The organism is Halorubrum shenae, assembly GCF_051194165.1.
In the GTDB taxonomy this organism is placed as follows: domain Archaea; phylum Halobacteriota; class Halobacteria; order Halobacteriales; family Haloferacaceae; genus Halorubrum.
In genome coordinates this window covers 23,243-48,765 of the sequence record NZ_JBLZNI010000009.1, presented here as the reverse complement: position 1 = coordinate 48,765, position 25,523 = coordinate 23,243, and the positions used below count along the sequence as shown (strand labels likewise).

Here is a 25,523-nt window from a genome sequence, read left to right as displayed (position 1 = left end):
CCGCTCATCGACACCGACCGACACCACCGCTACACTCACGATCCACCTACTATGCCACTCGCTACCGACGACTTCCTCGACATCGACGACGTGACGCCGACCGAACTGGACGCCCTGCTCGATCGCGCTGCCGCGATGAAGGCGGGCGAGACCACCCCCCGACTCGGGGACGCGACGCTCGGGATGATCTTCGAGAAGCCCTCGACGCGAACCCGCGTCTCCTTCGAGACGGGGATGACCCGACTCGGCGGTCACGCGATGTTCCTCGGTCCCGACGATATCCAACTGGGCCACGGCGAGCCCCTGAAAGATACCGCGCGCGTGCTCGGCCGCTACGTCGACGGGGTGATGGCCCGTCTGTTCGACCACGAAGACGTCGAGACGCTCGCCGAGTACGCCGACTGCCCCGTGATCAACGGGCTCACCGACGAGGCGCACCCCTGCCAGACGCTCGCCGATCTCCTCACGATCCGGGAGACGGTCGGCGAGGACGCGACGGTCGCGTGGGTCGGCGACGGCAACAACGTCGGGCAGTCGTTCGTCGTCGGCGCGGCGATGGCCGGGATCGACGTCGACGTGGCGACCCCCGCAGAGTACGGGATGGACCCGCACGTCTTCGACCGCGCCGCGGAGTTCGGTGCCGACGTGGAGCCGACGACCGACCCAGAGGCCGTGGTCGACGGCGCCGACGTCGTCTACACCGACGTGTGGATCTCGATGGGGCAGGAAGACGAACGCGAGGAGAAGTTGGCCGCCTTCGAGGGGTTCCAGGTGAACGACGACCTGCTCGCCGGCACCGACGCGAAGGTGATGCACTGTCTCCCCGCGCACCGCGGCGAGGAGGTCACCGACGACGTACTGGAGTCCGACCGCGCGCTCGTCTGGGACCAGGCCGAAAACCGGATGCACGCGCAGAACGCGCTGCTCGTCGAACTGCTCGGCGGGGAGTGAGGGCGGAGCGGGTTCGGTCGGACGGCGAACCCATTTATAAATAGATGTGCGGTTTTAGCCAAACCCATGTTGGAGTTAATGACTAGTGAATAGTCGATTGCCCTCACACTGCATAGTATACTATCTACATAAATCGAGAGCGCGTAGCGACGCCTGAGGAAGCCGATCTGTCGCCGTACGGTATCAAGATTAGACGACCTACCGATTTGTATATATCCCAGTAGAGCATTTAAGAGGCAATTAATGGTAATAATTTGGGTAATACTTGATAAGAAATGTGTCGGTGTAATCGCCGCAGCGACCGGTCGGGCAGCCAAGGGATTATGATCAATTCGGTTCGCTGGCTCGAATCGTGGCCAGAGCGCAACGTGGTTCCACGATGGCTTTACGTCTCCGTCTGGGCCCTATCGATCGCCGTTGCGCTCTCTGGAATTATCGGCGTCGGACTCGGTCCGAATACCAGAACGGTCGGATACGGTCTCCTCGCGATAGGTGGTGGCTCCCTAGCCATGTTCTCGCTGTCGACTGAGATTCGGATGACACTGATGCGTGACACGGGGTGGCTCCCTTTCGCTGTTACTGCCGTCGGTGGGTTCACCTTTGTCGCTGGCGTGGCATTCGCTGCAGATCTCTTCACTACCGTCGTCGAGATCCCGCTTGCAATCCGGCTCATGGTTCTCGCGACTGCCTTCCAGGGGCTGCTCCTCACCGTCGACATCAGCTCGGTTAGGATTTCCCTTCGCGTGCGTGCCACAGTATTGACCTTGAGCCACGGTGCTATATTTGCTGGATCCCTGTTTATGCTTCTGGGAGACCCGATTGTACCGCGAGCAGGGCTACTGTTATACGCAGGTGGGTTTGCGTCGTTGCTGCTTCACACGTTCTGGGCCCGGACACACTCACCACTGACAAATATCGTCGACAACAAGTCGGATCGGCAGCGGTGGGAGACCCTACTGCTCGGTGGGATTGTCGTCGGCATCCTCGGCGCGATCTCGATCGTTCTCAGTACCCCACCCGGGACGTTAACGCTCCGATCGCCTCTCAACCGCTTCCTCGTGACGGTGACCGGCACGGCGGCGATCGTCGCGCTTGCGACGATTAGTGCGCCTCAGTCGTCCCCGTCTGTGCTTCGATGGATCGCCGGTCCCACGATGGCCGTGACACTACACGTACTGGTGGTGTTCGTCATCGTGAACGGGTTGGTGCTGAGCGTCTTTGTCGCGGTTCCGTGGTTGTTTGCCCCGGTTTTTGGCGGCTTCATCACCCTCCTCGTGGTCGGCGTCGCGCTGAACTACGCAATGCTCGTCAACGTGTGGCGTCGCGACCGCGAGGACCCCCACACCGAGCCCACGCCGGGCCTCGAAAATACAGAGGTTACAGTGGTCGTCTCGGCATTGAACGACGTTGACGCACTCTCGGCGTCCCTCCGAGACAATGTAACCGCACTCTCGCCTCTCCCGTTCCTCTTAGTCCCGGCAGCGAGGGCGACGGACGGTACGACTGAACTGATGCACGCAGTACAGGAGGACTACCCCGACCGCGTCCGAGTCGCTGAGGCGACCGGCGGGTCGAAGGGTGCCGACCTGAACGAAGTTTGGGACCTCGTTGAGACGCCCTACGCTCTGGTTCTCGACGCCGACGAGGCGGTTGGTCCGTCGTTTGTCACTCAGGCTCTCAGGGTGCTATCAGACCGGCCGGACGTCGGAATCGTCCAGGGTCGGAAGTGTGCCTTATACCCGGATGCCTCGCTATTGTCCTGGTTCTCCAGCACGGAACGCCAGCACAGCACTTGGCTCGATCAGAGTTTTAGTGATGATATCCTCGCAGCGGCCCACTTCGCCGGATCGGCAGCGGTGATCCGTCAGCAGGTCCTTCCGGCGGTCGGCGGCTTCAATTCCAAGATGCTCACTGAGGACATCGACCTGACGACCCGGTTATACCTTGAGACGGACTGGGACATAGCGTATGTCTCCGAAATGGTCGCGAAAGAACTTCTTCCCGGGACGTGGATGGCACTGCTACAACAGCGCGAGCGATGGTCACGGGGGTGGGCACAGGTAGCCACTCGGCGCATCGGTCCCGTGTTGCGTTCGTGGCGCAGTCTCGGAATCCGCCGAACCTTCGGTCTCTCTTGGCTTCTGTTCCTCGCCGTGAGCGCGCCACTGTTCACGGTCTTTCCAGCACTCGCGCTCCCGACCGTTGCACTTGATACCTCGCTTGGTATCTCGCCGGCCGTAGCCGTCGGGCTCGCCGCCTTCCTCCTTCCCGAGCGCGCGATCTCGTTTATGTATACGGTCTTTCGCGACCCGGAAATACAGGTGTCGATGACGCCACGCCGCATTGTCGCAACGGTGATCGTCGCCTACCTCTGGATCGCCTTCGGCTGGATCGTCCAGTTCCACTCGTTGTACCTGCATATGTCTAGTGCACCCCAAATCTGGACGGTGACACGGAAGGAGCAGCCAGTCGTAGGATCGGACACTCCAGATGCTTGAAACCGGTCAAGCCTGGGTTGTCGCAGGGTCGTCATGAGCGGGTTTTGCTGGAGATAGCGGATCCATCTCACACTGACATCACCAACCTATCAATTCTCTATTACAATCCGCGTGACCGACGCAGAGGATTCGTTCAGCAAACGACGACATTGTTCCAGACTCGCTGATGTGGGGTAGAGCCATCTAAAGGATGTCCGAGCGCGTGAGAAGGTGATACCACGTCCGCGCGTCCGTGCGAGCAGAGAGACTCACTAACTTGACATCCTAGTTAACATTCCAAAAGACATATGTTCTGACACTCTGGATATTATAATGTTAGCATGAGGATTTGAGTTGGATAGTGAACTGATACCTCGTGCTGACTGAACAACAACGATGCAACGACGTGACATACTCAAACGGCTGGAGGAATTGGAGGAGCAACATTAGCGGCAGGGGTGGGCTTAGGGGCCTTCTCCAGCAGCGCAGCGGCGGCACAAGAAGACAGAGGCAAGGCGAAAGGAGAGTTCGTCGAACTGGAGCCAAACATCACGACTGACGAGGATGGCGTTGTCACCTCGTTCTCGGTGAGCGGTGAGGTGTCCGTTGAGTACAAACGCCTCGGCATGGACGCAAGAAACATTGCACTGCTAATCGTCGTCGAGAACCCGAACGACGCAGAGTCGCCAGGGGGCTATTTCCTTCCGCAAAAGCGGTTCCGTGTAAACGAAGTGGATTCCCTCGGCCCCCGTGCTGGCGAGGTGTCGTGGGAGTTCGGCCCCTACGATATCTTCGGGAACTCCGAGTGGGAACCTTCCGACTTCGAGGAAGGAAAGACGACGCCGGTCAAGTTCGTCTGTACGGGTGCAGTCAGGCTTGGTGAGCGTGGTGAGAACGGCGGTACGAAGAAACTCTACGAGAGAGAGAACCTTACTGTCCGCCCCTGATGTCAGGCGGCGTCAGTAATCTCCGAATCGAAGTCGGCGTCGATGACGTAGACTGGCACCCGTTACCTGGACCAGTTTGCCATCGCGGTTTTTGTGTGAAAGGTGCGTCCCGACAGCATCAAGATGACCGTCAGTTGGGTGACCGACTCGCGCGGCGTATTCAGCAGAATCGCTGAAACGTGCCACAGGCTAAGAATTTCAACAGAGCCAATCTCGTATAAACGAGCGATTGAGACCGCGAGTACGTCACGGATACGCCGCCACGCACCGTCCATAGAGCCGCGACCACTTATAAAAACCAGAAGCGCGGTCTAGTTCCCGGTCCAGCGCAGCACCGCCAGCGTCCCCTCGTACAGCACAATCATGGTGAGCGTCACGATGATCGGCGCCATCCCGGTCGGGTCGGGGCTGAAGAGGAAGGCGATCCCGAGGAACGACCCCCAGAAGATGAGGCGCTTCGCCTCCAGCCACTGTCGGGTAACGAGGTTCATCATGATCGCGAGCATGATGAACAGCGGGATCTGGAACACGATCGCCATGAACGCCAGCATGATGACGATCAGGTTGAACGTCTCCGCGAGGCCGAAGGCGATCGTCGCGGCGTCGGAGGTGTAGGTGGTGAAATACGAGAAGATCGCGGGCAACACGAGGAAGTGCGCGAACGCGATGCCGATCCCGCCGAGGACGAGACTCGTCGGGACCGCCGCGAGGTAGTAGCGCCGCTCGTTCTCGTACAGCCCGGGTTTCATAAACCGGTACGTCTCGTAGACGAACGCCGGGAGCCCGACGACGACGCCCGCGAGCCCGGCGACCTTCAGGCGCGTGAGCGGGAGTTCGAGGGGGCCGTACAGCCGCGGGCGGTTCTCCAGCGGCGCGGGGATGTGGTACCCCCAGAGATAGTTGATGAGTTCCGTCGACTCCGTCACCACGACGAGCGTCGCCAGCCCGCCGAAGAGGAAGACGACGGCTAGACGCCGCATCATCTCCTCGATGTGGACCGCAAGCGGCATCTCCTCGTCCGTCTCGGGCGCATCGAGGCCCACGAACTCCTCTTCTGCTTCCCCAACGACGGGTTCCTCAACTGCGCCCGCGACGCCGCCGTCCTCGACGGTCGGTACGGCCGCGTCGTCGGTGTCGGCGGGGGCGTCGGCGTCGCCTGCCTCATCGGTGGCAGAGTCGTCGCCTGCGTCGTCGTCTTCGTCATCACCTGCGCCGCCATCGCCCGCGTCCCCGTCGCTCGCGTCGTCCTCCGAGTCGATCTCCGGTGTCTCCCCGGGAGACACCTCCGACTCGGCGGAGTCCGACTCGGTACTGTCCCCGCCCTCGTCACCGTCGGTTCGAGGGTCTTCGGACGAGTCACCGGCCGTTTCGGCCGGGTCGTCCGTTGCGGCGTCAGCGCTGTCGACCGTCCCGTCGTCGTCGGTCGAGTCGTCCTCGGGGATCGAGGAGTCGTCACGCGACCGGTCCGAGTCGTCCATTCACTTCTTCTACGCAACCGGGTGATTATAGGCCTTTTCGGATGGCGACGAGCAGCGAGGGGCGCGCCGGCCCGCCAGTGAGACGACGCGCCGACGCGAACGCGGTCGAAAAGGTTGATAACGGCGACGGACTTCCAGTCCCGTATGGCGAGTGCCCTCGACGAGGATACCCAACAGTCGCTCGCGGAGGGACGCGAGTCGGCGAAGTCCTTCCTCCGGTCGGTTCAGAAAGACCTCCAGAAGGTGTTCGTCGTCTTCCTGGTAGGATTCCTCGCGACGTTCTGGGCGCTCCGCGTGTTCATCTGGGAGTTCCTGTATAACGTTACCAAGTCGAACATGTCGGCCGCGGTCGCCGCCGACACCGACGTGATCGCGACGACCCCGTTCGAGGTGATCCTCCTGCAGGCGAAGATCGGGCTGGTCGTCGGCGTGATCTTCGCGATTCCGCCCTTCATCTACGTCGCCCGCGACGAGCTCCGCGCCCGCGGGGCGTGGCCGCAGTCGCCGGTCGCGCGCTGGAAGCTCGCCGGGATCTTCCTCCTCGGTGCCGGGCTCTTCACCGTGGGGGTCGCCTACGGGGTCTACGCCTTCTTCCCGATCATGTTCTCCTTCCTGGCCGGCTTCGGGTTGGAGGCCGGGCTCCAGCCCACCTACGGGATCGTGATGTGGACGGAGTTCATCGTCTTCCTCTCGCTGTCCTTCGGCCTCGCCGGGCAGATGCCGCTTCTCATCACCGGGCTCTCCTACTCGGGGATTGTCCAGTACGAGACGTTCCGCGACAAGTGGCGCTACGCGGTCGTCGCCATCTTCGTCTTCGGCGCGATGTTCTCCCCGCCGGACCCGTTCACCCAGCTGATGTGGGCGTTCCCGCTCATCGTCCTGTACGGCTTTAGCCTCTATCTCGCGAAGCTCGTCGTCACGGCCCAGCGGAGCTCCGACCGCATCCACGTGCTCGGCGCGGCCCGGAACCACTGGAACGTCGTCGGCGGTGCGGCCGTCCTCGGCGGCGGGCTCGTGTACGCCTTCTACGAGTACGGCGGACGGCCCGCTCTCAACGACCTCCTCCGACTCGTCAACAGCGACTGGCGCTTCCTCGAACCCGGCGCGGGGCTCGGCGTCGACCCGGCGACGGCGGCCGGGATATACGCCGCCGGCTGGGCGCTCGCGTTCGTCACCGTCGCGACGCTGTGGGCCGTGTTCGCCGACCTCGACACGACGAGCGCGGGGTACCAGTACGGCGACCCCGCCGCCATCGACGTGGGCGAACTCGACGCGGCCGGCGTCCGCGCCGCCCCGAACGACGCCTTCGCGGAGATGAGCGAGGAGGAGTCGCTCGCGCTCGCGCAGGCCGCGATCGACGACGACGACTCGGAGAAGGCGCAGGCGATCCTCGACCGGTTCGACGCGGTGAACGGCGACGACGGCGGAGACGGTGACGGGGCAGATACCGAAAGTGGGGACTCTGCGGGCGGCTCCGGGGGGTCCGGCGACGACGGACTGGTGGGAACCGTTCAGAACCGCACCTCCCGAGCCAGCTCGACGTTCCTCTCCGAGCTCACAGACGGCGACGAGGAGGAGGCCGAAGACGACATCGGCGGCTACTACAAAGACATCAAGTTCATCTTCGACTCGCTGCGGTCGCGGTCGTTCCGGCTCGTCGCCGTCTTCGGCGGCGTGATGGCGGCCGCGTTCACGTGGCTGTACCTCGGTGGGCTCGCGACGGTGCGCAACGACCTGGAGTCGCGCGTCCCGGCCGCGATCGACGGGGGTATCAACATCATCACGCTCCACCCGGTCGAGGCGCTGATCTTCATGGTGAAGTTCTCGGTGCTGCTCGGGATCGTCGCCGTGTTCCCGGTCGTCCTTTACTACGCGTGGCCCGCGCTCCGCGAGCGCGGCTTCGTCGCCGGACGCATCTGGCAGGTGTACCTCTGGGCGGGTGCGCTGCTCGGCGGGTTGCTCGGCGGCTTCGCGCTCGGGTACGCGTACATCGCGCCCGGGATCATCGGGTGGCTCGTCACCGACGCCCAGCTGGCGAACATGATCATCACCTATCAGGTGAGCGACTTCCTCTGGCTCGTCGTCTACACCACCGTCGGGATCGGCTTCCTCGCGGACATCCCGATCGCGATGCTCCTGTTGAACAAAGCCGGCGTCCCGTACGACGTCTTCCGGGGCCGCTGGCGCGAGGTCACCGTGGGGATCATGTTGTTCGCGGCGGTGTTCACCCCCGCCGACGTGATCACCATGTTCCTCGCGACGCTCCCGCTGATGGCGGCGTACGGCCTCGGCATCGGCGTCCTGTTCCTCGTCACCTTCGGCGGCCGGCGGAACCTCTCGCCGCCCTCGGACCTCGTCGGGCGCTGAGGCGCGGACGCCGATCGGTCACCCGTCCCTCTCACGTCGACGGGGTCGGGGACCCACTCGCGAAGCGCTCAGGTGGAAGACAGGTAGCTACCGAGCGTCGCATCGGTCGTCTCCGCGAGGTGGCGCTCTCTGTCCGCCCGTTCCCACCCGAGACAGGAGTCGAACGCGGTCGCGCCCGCGTCCGTCGGCATCGATGACGACGTATCGGACGGTCTGACCCGTTCGAGGCGGGCTCTGCGGGGTTGCGTCCGGTGGAGGGAAGCGACGGTGCGCGTCGCTCGAGCGTACGCGTCCGGGCGTTTCGACGCGCGGTTCGCGACGACGAGGTCCGCCGGTTCGACGTCACCCCATATCGGATGGGGAGAAGTGAGTCCGTTAAGTGCCTTCAGCGCTTGATTCGGATAACGATGAATCGCATTTATTCCGCAAGCAGCGCACACGTCACGGCGGATCCCAACTTATGAGCAAAGAGAACATCGAGGTCCGCGGCGCCGAGGAACACAACCTCAAGGACCTCGACGTGTCGATCCCGCGCGAGGAGTTCACCGTCGTCACCGGGCTCTCCGGGTCGGGGAAGTCGTCGCTCGCGTTCGACACCGTCTACGCCGAGGGACAGCGCCGGTATATCGAGTCGCTGTCGGCGTACGCCCGCAACTTCCTCGGACAGATGGACAAACCGCAGGTGGAGTCGGTCGAGGGGCTCTCGCCGGCGATCTCCATCGACCAGAAGAACGCCGCGAACAACCCCCGATCGACCGTGGGGACCGTCACCGAACTGCACGACTACCTCCGGCTGTTGTACGCCCGGATCGGCACCCAGTACGACCCCGTCACCGGCGAGGAGGTCGGCGAGCAGTCCGCACAGGACATGGTGAAGCAGATCCTCGAACTGCCCGAGGGGACCCGCGCGAAGGTCGCCGCGCCGGTCGTCCGCGATCAGAAGGGCGCGTTCGAGGAGTTATTCGAGGAGCTGGTGAGCGACGGGTACGCCCGCGTCGAGGTCGACGGCGAACCCATCGACTTGACCCTCGACGAGCCTGACCTCGACGAGAACTACGACCACACCATCGACGTGATCGTCGACCGGGTCACCGTCTCGCCCGACGCTCGCTCGCGGATCACGGACTCCGTCGAGACCGCCGTAGAAGAGGCGGATGGCGCGCTCAAGCTGATCGTCCCCGACCCGCCCGAGGACGTGCCGTTCGCCTCCAACGCGCGCTCGACCGGGTCGCTGGCCGCGGACGCCGACGCCGACGACCGGCTCGTCGTCGAGTTCTCCGAGGAGTTGGGCAACCCCAACTCCGACGTGCAGTTCTCCGCGATCGAGACGCGGTCGTTCTCCTTTAACAGCCCGTACGGCGCCTGTCCCGAGTGCGAGGGGATCGGCTCGACGAAGGAGGTCGACGAGGGTCTCGTGATCGACGATTCCTCGAAGCCGCTCAAACACGTCTTCGAGCCGTGGAGCTACGACCGCACCTACTACTCCCGCCAGCTCGACAACGTCGCCGACCACTTCGGCGTCTCGCTTTCGACGCCCTTCGAGGAGCTGGACGAATCGATTCAGCGGCAGTTCCTCTACGGCACCGACGGCCTCGTCCACTTCGAGTGGACCACGAAGAACGGCACCCGCGAGAAGACCGAGCGCTTCGAGGGCGTCATCCCGAACTTGGAGCGCCGCCACGTTGAGACCGACTCCGAGCGCGCCCGCGACCACATCGAGGAGTACATGGCCGTGACGACCTGCCCGGAGTGCGAGGGGACTCGTCTGAAAGAGCAGTCGCGACACGTCCTCGTGGGGGACACCGCGATCACCGAGGTGAGCGAGCTGTCGATCGTCGAGGCGCGCGAACACTTCGAGGAGATGGAAGACGAGCTGAACGAGCGCGAGACCACCATCGCGACGGAGATTCTCAAAGAGATCCGCGCGCGGCTCGGCTTCATGGAGGAGGTCGGCTTGGAGTACATCACGCTCGACCGCGAGGCGTCGACCCTCTCCGGCGGCGAGAGCCAGCGTATCCGGCTCGCCACGCAGGTGGGGTCGGGGCTCGTCGGCGTCCTCTACGTGCTCGACGAGCCGTCGATCGGGCTCCACCAGCGCGACAACGACCGCCTGTTGAACACCTTGGCCGGGCTCCGCGACCTCGGGAACACCCTCGTCGTCGTCGAGCACGACGAGGAGACGATGCGCCGCGCCGACGAGATTATCGACATGGGGCCCGGTCCCGGAAAGCGCGGCGGCGAAGTGGTCGCGCAGGGCGACTTCGACGACATCGTCGCGGCCAACGACTCGATCACCGCCGACTACCTCGCCGGACGCAAGGAGATTCCGGTGCCCGACGAGCGCCGCGAGCCGGACGGCGAGCTGACGGTGCGGGGCGCCCGCCAGCACAACCTCACGGACCTCGACGTGTCGATTCCGCTCGGCACGCTGACGGCCGTCACCGGCGTCTCCGGCTCCGGGAAGTCCACCCTGATCAACGACATTCTTTATAAAGGGCTCGCCCGCGAGATGAACGACAACACCTCGGTCGATCCCGGCGAACACGACGCGATCGAGGGAATCGACGGGATCGAGACCGTGCGGCTCATCGACCAGTCGCCGATCGGGCGGACGCCGCGGTCGAACCCCGCGACGTACACCGACGTGTTCGACTACGTTCGCGAGCTGTTCGCGGAGACCAAACTCTCCAAGCGCCGCGGCTACGAGAAGGGCCGGTTCTCCTTCAACGTGAAGGGCGGGCGCTGCGAGGAGTGCGGCGGCCAGGGGACGGTGAAAATCGAGATGAACTTCCTCTCGGACGTGTACGTCCCCTGCGAGCAGTGCGGCGGGGCGCGCTACAACGACGAGACGCTCGAGGTCACGTACAAGGGCGCGACGATCTCGGACGTGCTCGACATGAGCGTCGAGGAGGCGTACGACTTCTTCGAGAGCCACCAGGGGCTCCAGCGCCGCCTGAAGCTCTTAAAAGACGTGGGGCTCGGCTACATGGAGCTGGGTCAGCCCTCCACCACGCTCTCCGGCGGCGAGGCGCAGCGCGTGAAACTCGCTGAGGAACTGGGCAAGAAGTCGACGGGCGACACCCTCTACCTGCTCGACGAGCCGACGACGGGGCTCCACAAGGCGGACGAGCGCAAGCTGATAGACGTGCTTCACCGCCTCGTCGACGCCGGCAACACGGTCGTCGTCATCGAACACGAGCTCGACTTGGTGAAAAACGCCGACCGCGTGATCGATCTGGGTCCCGAGGGCGGCGACGGCGGCGGGGAACTGGTCGCGAGCGGGACCCCGGAAGCGGTCGCCCGCACCGACGAGTCGCACACGGGACGGTACCTCCGCGATATGCTCCCCGACGTCGACCTGGAGGGGCCGCGCGAGGACCGTCGGAAGCCCGCGGTGGCCGACGACGACTGACGGCGGCGATCGCGGACGACGACCGAGACCTCGCGTACTCTTTAAAAACCGATCGGTGCCGAGCAGGGGAACATAATTGACTCGACGGCCCCTCCGTCCCGCGTATGGCCACTCAGGCGGGAGATGTAGGGGAGACCATCTCGATGTCGACGGAGCCGTCCGTACCGTTCGCGGAGCTGCCGCGAGACGAGCGGCGCGACGTGTTCTTCGCGCTCTCGGAGCCGGCCCGGGAGGCGCTCGTCGCGGACATGAGCCGGTCGCAACTGGAGCGGTTCACCCATGGACTCGACCCGGACGAGGTGACGGACGTGCTCGGGTACGCCGACGCGGAGACCCGGACGGCGGTGCTCGGGACACTCGACGCCGAGCGTCGCGAGAAGATCGACTTCCTGCTGTCGTTCGACCCCGAGAGCGCGGCCGGGCTGATGAACCTCGATTACGTCACCGTCGACCGGAGTCGGGGGTTCGACGAGGTGGCCGAGCGCGTCCGCCGCTTCGAGGACCGGACGGGGCGCGTCCCGACGATCCTCGTCACCGACGGGGACGCGCTCCTCGGCGAGCTCCCCGGCGCGGCGCTCTCGGTGGCGGACCGGGAGACCGACCGGATCGCGGACTACCTCCGGGAGACGCCGTCAGTCCGGTACGACCGCGCCGACGAGGAGGTGTTGGCGGTGTTCCGACGGAACAGCGAGCGGACCGTCGCGGTGCTCGACGAGGACAACGACATCCTCGGCGTGATCTACGCGAGCAACCTCCTCCAGCTGATCGACGAGGCCGCCGGCGAGCGGCTCTACGAGTTCACGGGCGTCGCCGAAGAAGAGAGCGTGCTCGACGGGCCCGTCGTGAAGGTCCGGCGGCGGTATAAGTGGCTCATCCTCAACCTCGCGACCGCGTTCATGGCCGCGGCGGTGGTCGGCCTCTTCGAGTCGACAATCACCGCCGTCGCGATCCTCGCGGCCTACATGCCGGTCGTCGCCGGGATGGGCGGGAACGCGGGCACGCAGTCGATGGCGGTCACCGTCCGCGGGATCTCGCTCGGCCAGGTGTCGCTTTCGACCGGGAGACGCGTCATCGCGAACGAGGCGATCGCCGGCGCGGCGAACGGGCTTATCACCGGCGCGCTCGTGGCGGTTATCGCGACCGCCTTCTCGTACGGCGAGTTCGGGGTCCTGCTCGGCGCCGTCATCGGGGTGTCGATGGTCGCGAACCTCGTTATCGCGGGCTTCTTCGGTGCGCTGACGCCCCTGATCGTAGACAAGCTCGGATACGACCCGGCGACCTCGGCGACCATCTTCATCACGACCGCGACCGACGTGCTCGGCTTCTTCGTCTTCCTCGGACTGGCCGGCGCGGTACTGCTGTAGGCGGAAGAAAGGGACGAGACCGTCGCCGACGCTCTCGGTCAGATCGCCTCTCGGTACGCCGCCAGCGTCTCCTCGACGTCTTCGTCTGTGTGCGCGTAGGAGGTGAACTGACACTCGAACTGGTTGGCGGTGAGGAACACGCCTCGCTCCTTCATTTCCTGCCAGAACACGCGCTCCCACCGGTCGGTGGCGGCGCGAGCCACGTCGGCGCCCGTCTTCGGGCAGCTGTCGTAGCGGGCGCAGTCGGGGTTCTGCCGACAGCCGCCGGCACAGCAGGCGTCCACGTCATCGGGCGCATCTCGGGTGAATATCGTCTTGAACATCGAGTCGGTGCCGACGACGGTGTACTCGGGTGCCCGTTCCGCGCAGATCTCGGCGATCCCCTCTCGGAGCTTGCGGCCGAGGCGGTTGACGTGTTCGTACACGTCGTTTTCGGCGGCGTACTCCAGTCCGGCTTTCCCGGCGGCCATCGTTACCGGGTGTCCGGAGAAGGTCCCCGACTGGAACACGTCGCCCGCGGGGGTGAACTCCTCGATGATCTCGGCTTTCCCCCCGATCGCGCCGACCGGGAACCCGCCGCCGATGATCTTCCCGAACGTCGTCACGTCGGGCGTGACGCCGAACTTCGACTGCGCGCAGCCGAGGCCACCCACCCGGAACCCGGTGATAACCTCGTCGAAGACCAGCAGCGAGCCGTGGTCGTCACAGAGGTCTCGGAGCGTCTCGTGGTAGCCGTCGATCGGCGTGACGATACCCTTGTTCGCCAAGATCGGCTCGACGAGAACGGCGGCGATCTCGTTGCCGTGCTCCGCGAAGACCTCTTTCGCAGCCTGCGGGTCGTTAAACGGGATCGGGAGGGTGTGCTCGGCGAACGACTCCGGGATCCCCTTCGTCGAGGGATGTGCGTCTCCCGGTGACCCCTCAACGAGCGTCGACTCCTGTGCGCCGTGGTAGCCGCCCTGCATCACGACGATCTTGTCGCGACCGGTGTGGCCGCGCGCGAGCCGCACCGCCGAGACGGTCGCCTCGGTCCCCGAGTTGACGAACCGGATCGACTCCACGCTCGGGACGTGTCGCGCCACGAACTCGGCGTGTTCGACCTCGATCTCGGTCGGCGCGCCGTACATCGGGCCCGCAGACGCGTGCGACTGGATCGCCGCCTGGACCGGGTCGGGCAGGTCGTGGCCGTACAGGAGCGGCCCGTACCCCATCACCCAGTCGACGTAGCGGTTACCGTCGGCGTCGATCACGTGGCCGCCGTCACCGCGCTCGATGAAGAACGGATGCGGCATCGTCGCCCGGACGGAAGAGTTGACGCCGCCGGGCATGACCGACAGCGCGCGGTCGTACAGCGCGCGCGAGCGCTCGTGGTTCATGTCCAACGGTTGGGTCGGCGGGATGAAAGTAGTTGCCGAACCGGGCGGCGAGACCAACTTCAGATCACCGGAGCCGGCCAGCCGGCGTCGCAAATCGGCGTCGCGAATCGGTGTCGCAACTCGGCGTCGTAGAGCTATCGGAAAAGCGCACGTCGATTGGTGATCCGGTGCGTTCGGTTTCCGCCGCGGTGTCCGGAGCTTACACGGCCTCCGGCCCGGTCGTCCCCGTGCGGACCTGCAGCGCGTCCTCGACGGGCATGATGAACACCTTCCCGTCGCCGGGCTCGCCGGTCTTCGAGGCGCCGGCGATCGCGTCTGCGACCTCGTCGGCCGGGATGTCGGCGACGACCACTTCCACTTTCACCTTCTGGTGGAGGTCGACCGTGAACTCCTCGCCGCGCCACTGGCCCTTCTTCGCGGGCTGGCTGCCGCGGCCGGAGACGTTCGTCACGGTGAGCGAGGGCGCGTTGATCTCCGCGAGCGCCTTCTTGATCGCTCCGAGCCTGTCGGGGCGGACGACTGCGGTGACCATCTTGATCTCCGAGCCGGCCTCCTCGCCGCCGTCAGCGCGCGGGGAGTCCTCGGTGGTGTCGACGACGGCGGCGCCGCCGTCGGTCGCGACGTTCGCGCGGCCGAACTCGGGGTACGTCTCGACGCCGTGTTCGCTGACGTCGAGGCCGTCGCGTTCGTGGTCGGGGGTGACCCGGGCCTGACCGGTGGCCTTGAACGCGCCGAAGACCAGAGCGGTCGTGAGGACGGTCCACGCCGCGATGGCGACGACGCCGATGACCTGCGAGACGAGCAGGTCGACGGAGAAGCCGTTGACGCTGACGAACGGCAGCGCGAGGACGCCGATGACGCCCGCGGAGCCGTGAACGGGGAAGACTGCGCACACGTCGTCGATCTTCATCTTGTCCGCGACGAACTCGAACACCAGCGGGAGCTGGAGGCCGCAGACGAGCGCGACCAGGATGGCGCCCCACCAGGTGGCAAGGTCCGCGATCCCGGTAACCGCGACGAGGCCGGCGAGTACGCCGTTCGCGACGTAGAGGGTGTCGACCTTCTTCGTGAGGTACATCGAGCCGAGCGCCGCGCCGACGGCGCCGGCGCCCATCCCGAGCGTCGTCGTCAGCGCGACGCGGCCGACCACTGTGTAGCCGCCCAGCGCGAGTTCGCCGGACTCGGTGACCGAGAACACGGTCGCGGTCGTGCCGACGTTGAACCCGTACCAACCGAACGCCAGGATCAGCGTGCCGAGCACCGCGAACGTCATCGAGTGACCGGGGATGACGTTCGTGCTGCCGTCCTCCGAGTAGCGGTCCATGCGCGGTCCGAGCATGTACGCCGCGGTGAGGCCGGCGATGCCGCCGACGCCGTGGACGATCATCCCGCCCGCGAAGTCGACGAAGCCGACGGCGGCCAGGGGCCCGCCGCCCCAGGTGATGCCCGCGACGACCGGGTAAATGACCGCCGAGATCGCGATCGTGTACGCCACGTACGCGCGGAGCTTCGCGCGACCGGCGACCGCGCCGGAGACGATCGTCGCCGCCGTCATCGCAAAGACGGCGCCGAACAGCCAGCTGTTGACCCAATCGCCGTCCGCGAGCGCGGACGCCGGAGAGAAGCCGCCGCCGCCGGCGACGCCCTCGATGCCGAAGCCGACGAGGAAGTACACGAGGATACCGATTCCCCAGGTGAGCAGGTTCTTCGTGAGCTGGTTCGCGACGTTCTTCGCACGCACCTGTCCCGCCTCGAGCATCGCGAAGCCGGCGTGCATGAAGAAGATCAGGAAACAGACCACTGCGACCCACATCAGGTTCACCCCCTCTGCGAGGACGCTCGGATCGATGCTCGCGAGTACGCCGCCCGTCACGATTTGCCCACCTCAACTGAACGTACGTCTTTCGAAATGCCTGTTTCGCTTGCGTTCATGTACTGAATCACATCTCGACAGGAGGAATAGGAATATATAAACGTTCGAGTTGAGTTTCACAATAAATTAGGTTTATAATACGGTGGTTGTCAGATATGAAGACGGATCGATAATGTATAAGGACATATTCTCGCCGAACTTCCCGCAATCCTTGCGATAAAATCGGACGGGCGTATTGTATGTTTTCTGTTACGACGCGCCGAATCGGCCGGTTTCGGGGTGCGCGACGCCGGGCGCGGTCCCTACTGGCAATTTTTGCCGGTGCGGATTCGGGCCGATACCGGTAAGATGGCGTTAACAGACCCACTTCGGGCGTTTCGAGCCTTCCGAGCGGAAGTTGACGTTCGTCAACCGTATTCGCCGTCCGAGTCGGGATCGGGTATCGGGTTGCCTACCCGCATTCGGATCGGTGATCGACGGCGCTACTCGACGGACGAGAGCCGGATTACTCCGGCTTGAGTCCCTCGCCCTGCACGCGCATCACGGCCTCGCCGTCGGCGAGGTTCGGCGCGTCGACGAGCCGGACGATCCGCTTGTCGCCCTTCGACTTGCGGAGGTACATGCGGAACGTGGAGGCGTGTCCGAGGATGTTGCCGCCGATCGCCTGCGTCGGGTCGCCGAAGTAGGAGTCCGGGTTCGACGCGACCTGGTTGGTGACGAGGATGGCGGTGTTGAACAGGTCGCCGAGCCGCATCAGGTCGTGGAGGTGCTTGTTGAGCTTCTGTTGACGGTCGGCGAGCTCGCCTCGACCGACGTACTCGGCGCGGAAGTGGGCGGTCAGCGAGTCCACACAGACGATCCGGATGGGCCACTCGCTCTCTTCGTGTTCGCCGGCGAGCTCCTTGGCCTTTTCCGCGAGCAGGATCTGGTGGTTGGAGTTGAACGCCTTGGCGACGTGAATCTGGTCTAAGAACGCCTCGATCAGCTCCTCCATCGCCGCCTCGTCGCTCGGGGTGCCCTCGATCTCGCGCCGCTCCATCTCGTCGGCGAGGATCTCGTCGTCGAGTCCGCGCACCATGTCGTCGATCCGCTCCGGGCGGAACGTGTCCTCCGAGTCGATGAAGATGCACCCGCCGTTGAGGCCGCCGTGCTCCGCCGGGAGCTGGACGTTGACGGCCATCTGGTGGGTCACCTGCGACTTCCCGGACCCGAACTCACCGTACACCTCGGTGATCGACTGCGTCTCGATGCCGCCGCCGAGCAAGTCGTCCACCTCGTCGATCTGCCAGGAGAGCTTCCCGATCTCCTCGCGGCGCTCGAGTACGGCGGCGCCCGTCTCGAAGCCGCCGACGTCGGCGGCGTCTCGGGCGGCGTTGATGATGTCGCTGGCGGACGACTCGCCGATATCGGCGGTGTTCGACATCTCGCCGGGGCTCGCAACGGCGATCGACTGGTAGCTCTCGAACCCGTTCTCGACGAGCTTGTCTGCGGTGGCGGGGCCGACTCCGGGGAGGTCCTCGAGTTCGTCTTCTGGCATGTACACGACCCTTGTTCGCCATCCCGTATAAAGACTGGTTTACACCCGAGTGAAAGTGAAAACAGAGCGGGGATCGCGCTCCGGAATGGCTCGGCACCGTATAAATGGTCTCGGGCGGAGGCGGCGACACGGCGACTCGGCGGAACTGGTCGTCGGCCGACGGTCAGCGGCTGCTCCGCAGTGCAACCGCCTCAGAACCCGACGCGGCGGACGTACGCTAGATCGCGGATCTCAACGAGCAGGTCGCCGGAGATGTCGGTGTCGGTGATCACGTACAGCTTGGGGTCGTCGGTGAACTCGGGGTCCTCGCTCAGTACCTGCCGGATCGAAACGCCGTGATCGGCTAAGATCCCGGTCACCTCGGCGACGATTCCGGCCTCGTCGGCGGCCGCGACCTCGATAGTGAGCACCGTCAGGTCCAGCACGGGGGCGAGATCCATCAGGCTCGGCACCGACGAGATGTTCGTGAAGATGCGTTTCAGCTCCGGGTCGGCCAGTATCGCGTCCGTTGTCGAATCGACGACGCGGCGGTCGACGTCGAGCTCGCGCGCGATCCCGGTGTAGGGGATCTCGATCCCGCCGGAAACGACCCGTCCCGCCTCGTTGACGGAGAACCCGCGCTCTAAGAACAGCCGGATCACCGCCTGCTGGCTGGGTGATCCCTCGAACTTCTCGAGGATCTCGTCGAACATTCGTCTGCGGATGCTCGCCGCGCGTCCTTAAAAAGGCGGGTGCGTGGCGGACGGTCGGGCGGTGCGGGCAGCGAGGGCGACGGCGGAGCGACGACGCCGCCTGACCACTTCCGCTCCGCCACCCCACCCCTTTTAGCCGATGGCGCCGAACCCTGTCCCGTGTCAGAGTCGCCGCATCTGCGGTTCTTCCCGTACGAGGAGCCGTACCCGAACCAGCGCGAGGCGATGGACAGGATCGCCAACGCGCTGGACCGCGGACAGGACGTGTTGTTCGAGGGCGCGCCCGGAACGGGAAAGACCCTCTCCGCGCTCGTCCCCGCCTTGGAACACGCCCGCGAGCACGACCGCACGGTCGTCATCACGACCAACGTCCACCAGCAGATGCGACAGTTCGTCGAGGACGCCCGCGCGATCACCCGCGAAGCGCCCATCCGCGCGGTCGTATTTAAGGGGAAATCGTCGATGTGCCACATCGACGTCGACTACCAGGAGTGTCAGACCCTCCGGGACACCACCCGCGAGATGGTCGAGACGGAGAGCGAGGTCCGCGAGCTGGAGGCCCGCCAGCGCGAGCTGCTGGCCGAGAGTCGCGAGGGCGACGCGGGGGCCGCAGAGGCCCGCGAGTCGGTCATGGACGAGCTCGACGAGCTGGAAGCCGAGATCGACGAGTACGAGACCGCAAACGTCTGTGCCCACTACCGCAACAACCTCCTCGAGGACACCGACGAGTTCTTCGGGTGGCTGTTCGAGGACGTTCGCACCCCCGAGGACGTGTACGCGTACGCGGACGAACGCGAACTGTGCGGCTACGAGCTGTTGAAGGAAGGGATGGAGGGCGTCGACCTGGTGGTGTGTAACTATCACCACCTGCTCGACCCGAACATCCGCGAGCAGTTCTTCCGGTGGATCGACCGCGACCCCTCCGAGATAATCACCGTCTTCGACGAGGCCCACAACATCGAGGACGCCGCCCGCGACCACGCCACGCGGACCCTCACGGAGAACACGCTCGACGCCGCCCTCGACGAGCTCACGGAGAGCGACGACTCCCGCGCCGACGCGGCCGAAAACGTCGTCCGCGGGTTCCGTGACGCCCTGATCGAGACGTACGACGACGCGCTCGGCGTCGGCCAACGCGGCTCGATCGACGAGAACTGGGAGGACCTCTCGATCGCCAACGACGACCGCCGAGACGACCTCACGCTCGCGTTCCTCCGCAACTACGAGGGGAACGGGATCGACACGGAGACGGAGCTCGCCGTCCAGCTCGGGCAGGCGCTCGACGAGGAGTACGAGCGCCGCTACCGCGACGGCGAGACCACGACCCGCACCGAGTGCCAGACCCTGCAGGTCGCCCGGTTCGTCTCGACGTGGATGGAAGAGGGAACGGCGCTCGGCCAGTACCCGGTCGTCTCCGTGCGCCGCGACGGTGCCACCGACGACGTGTACGGGCGCGCGGAGCTGTACACCTGCATCCCTCGCCGCGTCACCGAGGCGCTGTTCGACGAGGTCGCCGCCTCGGTGCTGATGAGCGCGACGCTTCGCCCGTTCGACGTCACCAAGGACGTGCTCGGACTGGAGGACGTGGCGGCGCTGGCGTACGAGATGGGGTACCCCGAAGAGAATCGTCGGACGTTCGCGGTCGACACGCCGCCGCTGTTCGCTTCCGAGCGCAACGACCCGGAGACCCAAGAGACGGTGTCGTCGCTGCTGCGCGACGCGATCCGCTTCACCCCGGGAAACACGCTCGCCTTCTTCCCCTCCTACGCCGAGGCGGAGCGCTACTACGAGCGGCTCGCGGGCGCCGACCTCGGGTCCCTCTCCCTCGACGGTCCCGGCGAGGACGAGGAGGAGCTTCGCCGCCGGTTCGTCGAGAGCGACGACGCGACTCTCTTTACCTCCCTGTGGGGGACGCTCGGGGAGGGCGTGAGCTTCGACGGCGACGACGCCCGGACGGTGGTCGTCGTCGGTGTCCCCTATCCGCATCTCTCGGACCGGATGGAGGCCGTTCAGGACGCCTACAACCGAGCGTTTTCCGACCGCGACCGCTCCCGGGATTCCGGCTGGGCGTACGCGGTCGAGATCCCGACGATCCGCAAGACGCGACAGGCGCTCGGTCGGGTCATCCGCGGCCCCGACGACTTCGGTGTCCGGATCCTCGCGGACCGGCGGTACACGACCGCAGACATGGGGAAGTACTCGGTCCGCGGCGCGTTCCCGCCGGAGGAGCGCGCGGAACTGCTCGATATCGACCCGGAGAAGCTGAAGTTCGCGATGTTAAACTTCTACGGGGACCACGACGCTTACGACGGAGCGCCGCCGGAGCCGTGAGTCGGTCGCGGGCGAAGGCCCCCGCCGGCGACTCCCGGTCTCCGTCACCCGGACGTGCCGCGTCACCCCGGACGCGCCGCGAGCAGCACCGCAATTCCAAGCAGCACGATCCCGAGCAGCGTCGTGATCACCGCGTGGATCACGGTCATCCCGATCACGAGCCGTCGGGGCTGGTCGTAGCTCCACGCGAACATCGCACCGTCGACGAGGAGCGCGGCCGCGACGATCAGCGCCTCGGGGAGGCCGAAGGCGCCCCCGACGACGCCGATCACCGCGGGGAGCGGGCCGACGTACAGCGCGCGGCGCGGATCCACGTCGCCGAGAACGTTTCGGGCGGCGAGGTGAGCGGTCACGGAGAGGAACAGCGCGAACAGGACGGTCGTCCCCAGCACCGACGCCGGCGTCACCGTCTGAAGGAGCATAGGGGACCTACGAGCCGGCGAATAAAAGTGATCGCGGAATCGGGACGGGAGAACGACGCCGCGCGTCGATCGCCTACCCCAGCAGTCCGAGACCGTCCAGCTCTTCGACGATCACGTCGACCGCGGCCGCGGCGTCGTCGGGGCTCGTCCCGCCGGTGATGACGAGCTTCCCGCTGCCGAACAACAGCGCCACCACGTCGGGGTCGTCGATCCGGTAGACGAGTCCGGGGAACTGCTCCGGCTCGTACTCGATGTGTTCCAAGCCGAGCCCGATCGCGATCGCGTTGAGGTTGAGGTCCTCACCGAGGTCGGCGGAGGTGACGATGTTCTGGACCGTAATCTCGGGATCCTCGATGGGAATCTGGAGCTTGCGGAGCTCGTCGAAGACCAGGTCGAGGCTCTCGTAGACGGCGTCGATTGAGTTCGCGCCCGTACAGACGATCTTTCCCGATCGGAAGATCAGCGCGGCCGACTTCGGGTCCGTGGTGCGGTAGACCAGTCCTGGGAACTGCTCCGGGTCGTAGTCGGCGCCCTCGAGGTCCATCGCGACACTCTGGAGATCGAGCTCTTGCCCGATCCCCGTGGAGGCAACGACATTCTCTATTGTGATCGTCTCCTTCGGATCGGCCATTACTACCTCGATACACACCTGAAGCACGTAAAAAGGTGGCTGGTCGGAACCGCTATCCTCTTGCGACCGGCGGCCGGACCCAGCGGCGTGTACTGGCTCGAACTCGCCGGCGAGGAGGACGCGTTCGCCGCCCGCGAGGCCGCCGTCGCGGCCGCGAGCGTGGAGCTGCTCGCGCCGGGAGTCGCGCGCGCCGGGAGCGTCGGCGGTCGGAGCGTCGGCGGTGAGGACGGCAGCAGCGCGGGAGACGATGAGGGCGGCAGCAGCGCGGGCGCTCCCGTCCGTCGGCTCGCCTACACCCGCGCCGCCCACGAGGCGATCGCCCGGACCGACGCCGAGATCGACGCCGCCGCGGCCGCGCTCGACGCGGCGCCGCTCGACCGGTCGGGAACCGTCGCGGTGCGCGCCCGCAACGTCCGGAATACGACGGACGTCTCGACGAGCGCCGCCGAACGCGAGTTAGGCGGCGTCCTCGTCGACCGCGGGTTCGACGTCGACCTCGACGACCCCGACCACGTCCTGCGCGCGTTGTTCGCGGCCGGCGAGCGCGACGACCACGACGCGGTCCCGGGCGCGGACGGCGGCGAGACCGATCTCTGCGCGCTCGGGTGGGTCGCCGTTGAGGCCGCCCGCGACTTCGCGCCCAAGCCGACCGACCGGCCCTTCTTCCAGCCGGGGAGCATGGCGCCGGCCGACGCCCGCGCGTACGCCAACCTCGCTGGCGCCGCGCCCGGTCGGACCCTCCTCGACCCGATGTGCGGTACCGGCGGGCTCCCGCTGGAGGCCGGAATCGTCGGAAGCGACACGATCGCATGTGACGCCCAGGCGAAGATGGTCCGCGGGACGCGCGAGAACCTCCGGGAGTACGTGGGCGTCACTCCCGACGATTCTGCCCCCGACTGGCACGTCGCCCGCGGCGACGCCACGGCCCTTCCCCTCCGAGACGACGCGGCCGACGGGGTCGCGTTCGACGCCCCCTACGGGCGCCAGTCGAAGATTGCCCGCCACGAGCTCGCGGACCTCGTTGCGGGCGCGCTCGCGGAGGCCGCCCGCGTCGCTCCCCGGGCCGTGGTGATCGCGGACCGCGACTGGCGGCGAGAGGCTCGGGGAGCCGGCTGGGCGGTCGACGCCGTCTTCGAGCGCCGGGTCCACCGGTCGCTCACGCGGTACGTCCTCGTGCTCGAGCGGGCGTGATCGGTACGCGAGAGCGCTCCGATCCAACCGTCCCGAGAGTGAACGATCGGTCGGCGATACCCGGCGGATGAGCGTCGCAGGCGACAAGTTTCAGTTTCACCGTCCCCGCGGGCAACGGTTAAGTGGGCTCCCTATCGTGGTGTTCACATGACCGGGGACGCCGGCGGCGACATGCTCTCGTGGGACGAGTCGGTGTTCCGCGACGAGTCGGTGTTCGAGATCGACCACGTCCCCGAGACGTTCCGCCACCGCGAGAGCCAGCTGGAGAGCTTGAAGTACGCGCTCCGCCCGGCCGTTCGCGGCTCCCGCCCGCTTAACACGATGGTGCGCGGCCCGCCCGGGACCGGGAAGACCACCGCCGTCCAGAAGCTGTTCGGCGAGCTCGGCGCCCGGACCGACGTGCGAACGGTCCGGGTGAACTGTCAGGTGGACTCGACGCGGTACGCCGTCTTCTCGCGGCTGTTCGAGGGGATATTCGACTACGAGCCGCCCTCCTCCGGGATCTCCTTTAAGAAGCTGTTCGGGCAGATCACCGACCGGCTCGTCGAGGAGGACGACGTGCTCGTCGTCGCCTTAGACGACGTGAACTACCTCTTCTACGAGAACGAGGCGTCCGACACTCTCTACTCGCTTCTGCGCGCCCACGAGGCGCACTCCGGCGCGAAGATCGGCGTGATCGTCGTGTCCTCCGATCTGGGCCTCGACGTGATCGACGACCTCGACACCCGGGTTCAGTCCGTCTTTCGGCCCGAGGAGGTGTACTTCCCCGTCTACGACGCGACCGAGATCTACGACATCCTCTTCGAGCGCGCGAAGCGCGGGTTCCACGACGGCGTCATCGGCGACGCCGAGTTGGAGCGCGTCGCGGAGCTCACCGCCGAGAGCGGGGACCTCCGGGTCGGGATCGACCTCCTCCGTCGGGCCGGGCTCAACGCGGAGATGCGCGCCTCGAAGGCGATCGCCGAGGAGGACGTGGAGTCCGCGTACGACAAGTCCAAACACGTCCACCTCTCGCGCTCGCTCCGCGGCCTCTCGGAGTCCGAGCGCGCCCTCGTCCGCGTCCTCGCCGAGAACGACGGCGAGCGCGCCGGACCGGTGTACGAGGCGTTCCACGACGAGACCGACCTCGGCTACACCCGCTACTCCGAGATCATCAACAAGCTCGACCAGCTCGGTGTGATCGACGCCGAGTACGCCGACGTGGACGGACGCGGGCGCTCCCGCGAGCTCTCTTTGGCCTACGAGGCCGAGGCGGTGCTCGACCGGCTGGAGTAGCCCGACGCCTTTTCAACGGCTCCGCACGCAGTCGCCGTCATGAAGACGAGCGGCGGCAGCGATGCGGCGAAGCGACGCGCCGGCGAGTCGGCGGCCGAGGCGGTGGCCGACGGCGACGTGGTCGGCCTCGGAACCGGGTCGACCGCGGCCCACGCGATCCGACGACTCGGCGACCGAGTCGACGCCGGCCTCGAGGTTCGGGGCGTGGCGACATCCTTCGCGAGTCGCGAACTCGCGGCGGAGTGCGGGATTCCACCCCTCGACCTCGACGAGGCGGTCGGCCCCGACGCGCCCGGGATCGACGTCGCGATCGACGGGGCGGATCAGGTCGCGGTCGGTCGCGGCGACGACCCGACTGCCGGCCCCCTGATAAAGGGCGGCGGCGCCGCCCACGCCTGCGAGAAGCTGGTCGACGCGGCGGCGGACCGCTTTCTCGTCGTCGCCGACCCCTCGAAGGAGGCGCCGGTCCTCGATCGGTCGGTTCCGGTGGAGGTGCTCCCCGCCGGCCGAACCGCGGTCGCCGAGGCGGTGCGAGCGGCCGACGGCGAGCCAGCCCTGCGGCGCGCAGAACGGAAGGACGGGCCGGTCGTCACGGACAACGGGAACCTCGTGCTCGACTGCGCGTTCGGTGAGATCGAAGATCCCGATGCGCTGGCGACGACATTGGCGACGACGCCCGGCGTCGTCGAACACGGAATCTTCGTCGGCCTCGCGGACGAGGTCCACGTGGGGACGGAGACTGGCGTCCGGATCGTGACGCGGTGAGCGGTCTCAGCGAACCGACGGACGCACCGCTCGTCGGTCAGTGATCGCTCAAAAAATGCGGAACGGAGAGCGCGTCCGTCTTAGAGGTCGCGAGGCTGGACCGTCTTCCGGTCGTTGGCCTCGGCGCGGCGCGCGGCGTCTTCGAGCAGCTCCTCGACTTCCTCGTCCAGCGCGTCGTAGAAGTCCGAAGCAACGTTTTTGTCGTCCAGCGCTTCCTTGACGGTCGCTTTGACAATAAGGTCTGCCATGCGCTCGACGCTATCCGTCGACAGTTAATAAGAGTTCCTGAATTCGCCCGCGAGGGACGCCGTGCGGGCTGTTTGCGGCAGTGCCGGGATATGCTCACTTATAAACCTTGTGAGATTGAGGTCCGATCGCCGCCCGAGATCGGCTCGGATCGATAGGTACGACACCGTTCGGCCCGGACGAGGGAC

At 66.0% G+C, this 25,523-nt stretch carries 19 protein-coding genes; 10 read left to right on the top strand and 9 right to left on the bottom strand.

Features of this window, described 5'->3' with window-relative positions:
• Positions 1 to 51 precede the first annotated feature (51 nt).
• The 3 genes from argF to ACNS88_RS11705 all read left to right on the top strand — a co-directional run bounded on the left by argF (position 52) and on the right by ACNS88_RS11705 (position 4,375).
• Positions 52 to 951: an ornithine carbamoyltransferase gene (gene argF / locus ACNS88_RS11715; protein WP_435097658.1), complete on the top strand. Its 900-nt coding sequence runs from the start codon at positions 52 to 54 to the stop codon at positions 949 to 951.
• 323 nt (positions 952 to 1,274) lie between these two features.
• Complete coding sequence (locus ACNS88_RS11710; RefSeq protein WP_435097655.1) at positions 1,275 to 3,449, top strand: glycosyltransferase family 2 protein; 2,175 nt, start codon at positions 1,275 to 1,277, stop codon at positions 3,447 to 3,449.
• 437 nt (positions 3,450 to 3,886) lie between these two features.
• A complete protein-coding gene (locus ACNS88_RS11705; protein WP_435097652.1) occupies positions 3,887 to 4,375 on the top strand; it encodes a hypothetical protein in 489 nt (162 codons plus the stop codon).
• Positions 4,376 to 4,686: 311 nt separating this feature from the next.
• On the opposite strand, the gene tatC (ACNS88_RS11700) is transcribed toward ACNS88_RS11705, so the two are convergent.
• On the bottom strand, positions 4,687 to 5,853 hold the full coding sequence (gene tatC, locus ACNS88_RS11700; protein WP_435097649.1) for a twin-arginine translocase subunit TatC: 1,167 nt from the start codon (positions 5,851 to 5,853) through the stop codon (positions 4,687 to 4,689).
• 144 nt (positions 5,854 to 5,997) lie between these two features.
• On the opposite strand from tatC (ACNS88_RS11700), the gene tatC (ACNS88_RS11695) reads away from it, so the two are divergent.
• Complete coding sequence (gene tatC, locus ACNS88_RS11695; RefSeq protein ID WP_435097646.1) at positions 5,998 to 8,220, top strand: twin-arginine translocase subunit TatC; 2,223 nt, start codon at positions 5,998 to 6,000, stop codon at positions 8,218 to 8,220.
• A gap of 68 nt (positions 8,221 to 8,288) precedes the next feature.
• Here the strand turns inward: tatC (ACNS88_RS11695) and ACNS88_RS11690 are convergent, their stop codons facing one another.
• Positions 8,289 to 8,411 carry a hypothetical protein gene (locus tag ACNS88_RS11690; protein ID WP_435097643.1) on the bottom strand — a complete coding sequence of 41 codons (123 nt, stop codon included), beginning with the start codon at positions 8,409 to 8,411 and terminating at the stop codon, positions 8,289 to 8,291.
• Between the two features lie 269 nt (positions 8,412 to 8,680).
• Here ACNS88_RS11690 and uvrA point away from each other — a divergent pair, with 269 nt between their 5' ends.
• Both uvrA and ACNS88_RS11680 read left to right on the top strand, forming a co-directional pair.
• Positions 8,681 to 11,632 (top strand): excinuclease ABC subunit UvrA, encoded by a 2,952-nt coding sequence (gene uvrA, locus ACNS88_RS11685; protein ID WP_435097640.1) that lies wholly within the window; start codon positions 8,681 to 8,683, stop codon positions 11,630 to 11,632.
• Between the two features lie 104 nt (positions 11,633 to 11,736).
• On the top strand, positions 11,737 to 12,996 hold the full coding sequence (locus ACNS88_RS11680; RefSeq protein WP_435097637.1) for a magnesium transporter: 1,260 nt from the start codon (positions 11,737 to 11,739) through the stop codon (positions 12,994 to 12,996).
• A 38-nt stretch (positions 12,997 to 13,034) separates the two neighbouring features.
• On the opposite strand, the gene hemL is transcribed toward ACNS88_RS11680, so the two are convergent.
• From hemL to trpY, 4 genes are all read right to left on the bottom strand, one after another.
• The gene (gene hemL / locus ACNS88_RS11675; RefSeq protein ID WP_435097634.1) at positions 13,035 to 14,372 is read right to left on the bottom strand and encodes a glutamate-1-semialdehyde 2,1-aminomutase; all 1,338 of its coding nucleotides are present in this window, start codon (positions 14,370 to 14,372) and stop codon (positions 13,035 to 13,037) included.
• Between the two features lie 199 nt (positions 14,373 to 14,571).
• Positions 14,572 to 16,245 carry an ammonium transporter gene (locus ACNS88_RS11670; RefSeq protein ID WP_435097631.1) on the bottom strand — a complete coding sequence of 558 codons (1,674 nt, stop codon included), beginning with the start codon at positions 16,243 to 16,245 and terminating at the stop codon, positions 14,572 to 14,574.
• Positions 16,246 to 16,750: 505 nt separating this feature from the next.
• Entirely contained in the window at positions 16,751 to 17,782 is a 1,032-nt protein-coding gene (gene radA, locus ACNS88_RS11665) for a DNA repair and recombination protein RadA (RefSeq protein WP_435097628.1), read from the bottom strand.
• 191 nt (positions 17,783 to 17,973) lie between these two features.
• Positions 17,974 to 18,474 (bottom strand): TrpY family transcription regulator, encoded by a 501-nt coding sequence (gene trpY, locus ACNS88_RS11660; RefSeq protein WP_435097625.1) that lies wholly within the window; start codon positions 18,472 to 18,474, stop codon positions 17,974 to 17,976.
• Between the two features lie 159 nt (positions 18,475 to 18,633).
• On the opposite strand from trpY, the gene ACNS88_RS11655 reads away from it, so the two are divergent.
• Complete coding sequence (locus tag ACNS88_RS11655; protein WP_435097622.1) at positions 18,634 to 20,805, top strand: ATP-dependent DNA helicase; 2,172 nt, start codon at positions 18,634 to 18,636, stop codon at positions 20,803 to 20,805.
• A gap of 62 nt (positions 20,806 to 20,867) precedes the next feature.
• Here ACNS88_RS11655 and ACNS88_RS11650 read toward each other — a convergent pair whose 3' ends face one another.
• Positions 20,868 to 21,227 (bottom strand): DUF7473 family protein, encoded by a 360-nt coding sequence (locus tag ACNS88_RS11650; RefSeq protein ID WP_435097619.1) that lies wholly within the window; start codon positions 21,225 to 21,227, stop codon positions 20,868 to 20,870.
• A gap of 73 nt (positions 21,228 to 21,300) precedes the next feature.
• On the bottom strand, positions 21,301 to 21,858 hold the full coding sequence (locus tag ACNS88_RS11645; RefSeq protein ID WP_435097616.1) for a TATA-box-binding protein: 558 nt from the start codon (positions 21,856 to 21,858) through the stop codon (positions 21,301 to 21,303).
• An 87-nt stretch (positions 21,859 to 21,945) separates the two neighbouring features.
• Here ACNS88_RS11645 and ACNS88_RS11640 point away from each other — a divergent pair, with 87 nt between their 5' ends.
• The 3 genes from ACNS88_RS11640 (at position 21,946) to rpiA (ending at position 25,089) form a co-directional block, all read left to right on the top strand.
• Entirely contained in the window at positions 21,946 to 23,049 is a 1,104-nt protein-coding gene (locus ACNS88_RS11640; protein WP_435097613.1) for a TIGR01177 family methyltransferase, read from the top strand.
• A gap of 147 nt (positions 23,050 to 23,196) precedes the next feature.
• On the top strand, positions 23,197 to 24,324 hold the full coding sequence (locus tag ACNS88_RS11635; protein WP_435097610.1) for an ORC1-type DNA replication protein: 1,128 nt from the start codon (positions 23,197 to 23,199) through the stop codon (positions 24,322 to 24,324).
• Between the two features lie 39 nt (positions 24,325 to 24,363).
• Complete coding sequence (gene rpiA / locus ACNS88_RS11630; RefSeq protein WP_435097607.1) at positions 24,364 to 25,089, top strand: ribose-5-phosphate isomerase RpiA; 726 nt, start codon at positions 24,364 to 24,366, stop codon at positions 25,087 to 25,089.
• Positions 25,090 to 25,169: 80 nt separating this feature from the next.
• Here the strand turns inward: rpiA and ACNS88_RS11625 are convergent, their stop codons facing one another.
• Positions 25,170 to 25,337 (bottom strand): DUF1931 family protein, encoded by a 168-nt coding sequence (locus ACNS88_RS11625; protein ID WP_435097604.1) that lies wholly within the window; start codon positions 25,335 to 25,337, stop codon positions 25,170 to 25,172.
• Between the last annotated feature and the right edge of the window lie 186 nt (positions 25,338 to 25,523).

What these genes read in the sequence shown, in the direction of transcription:
- uvrA (WP_435097640.1), top strand. Translation starts at nt 8,681, where the DNA reads ATGAGCAAAGAGAACATCGAGGTCCGCGGCGCCGAGGAACACAACCTC.
- radA (WP_435097628.1), bottom strand. Translation starts at nt 17,782, where the DNA reads ATGCCAGAAGACGAACTCGAGGACCTCCCCGGAGTCGGCCCCGCCACC.
- ACNS88_RS11690 (WP_435097643.1), bottom strand. Translation starts at nt 8,411, where the DNA reads ATGCCGACGGACGCGGGCGCGACCGCGTTCGACTCCTGTCTCGGGTGG.
- tatC (WP_435097649.1), bottom strand. Translation starts at nt 5,853, where the DNA reads ATGGACGACTCGGACCGGTCGCGTGACGACTCCTCGATCCCCGAGGAC.
- argF (WP_435097658.1), top strand. Translation starts at nt 52, where the DNA reads ATGCCACTCGCTACCGACGACTTCCTCGACATCGACGACGTGACGCCG.
- ACNS88_RS11635 (WP_435097610.1), top strand. Translation starts at nt 23,197, where the DNA reads ATGACCGGGGACGCCGGCGGCGACATGCTCTCGTGGGACGAGTCGGTG.
- trpY (WP_435097625.1), bottom strand. Translation starts at nt 18,474, where the DNA reads ATGTTCGACGAGATCCTCGAGAAGTTCGAGGGATCACCCAGCCAGCAG.
- hemL (WP_435097634.1), bottom strand. Translation starts at nt 14,372, where the DNA reads ATGAACCACGAGCGCTCGCGCGCGCTGTACGACCGCGCGCTGTCGGTC.
- ACNS88_RS11650 (WP_435097619.1), bottom strand. Translation starts at nt 21,227, where the DNA reads ATGCTCCTTCAGACGGTGACGCCGGCGTCGGTGCTGGGGACGACCGTC.
- ACNS88_RS11645 (WP_435097616.1), bottom strand. Translation starts at nt 21,858, where the DNA reads ATGGCCGATCCGAAGGAGACGATCACAATAGAGAATGTCGTTGCCTCC.
- rpiA (WP_435097607.1), top strand. Translation starts at nt 24,364, where the DNA reads ATGAAGACGAGCGGCGGCAGCGATGCGGCGAAGCGACGCGCCGGCGAG.
- ACNS88_RS11625 (WP_435097604.1), bottom strand. Translation starts at nt 25,337, where the DNA reads ATGGCAGACCTTATTGTCAAAGCGACCGTCAAGGAAGCGCTGGACGAC.
- ACNS88_RS11680 (WP_435097637.1), top strand. Translation starts at nt 11,737, where the DNA reads ATGGCCACTCAGGCGGGAGATGTAGGGGAGACCATCTCGATGTCGACG.
- tatC (WP_435097646.1), top strand. Translation starts at nt 5,998, where the DNA reads ATGGCGAGTGCCCTCGACGAGGATACCCAACAGTCGCTCGCGGAGGGA.
- ACNS88_RS11710 (WP_435097655.1), top strand. Translation starts at nt 1,275, where the DNA reads ATGATCAATTCGGTTCGCTGGCTCGAATCGTGGCCAGAGCGCAACGTG.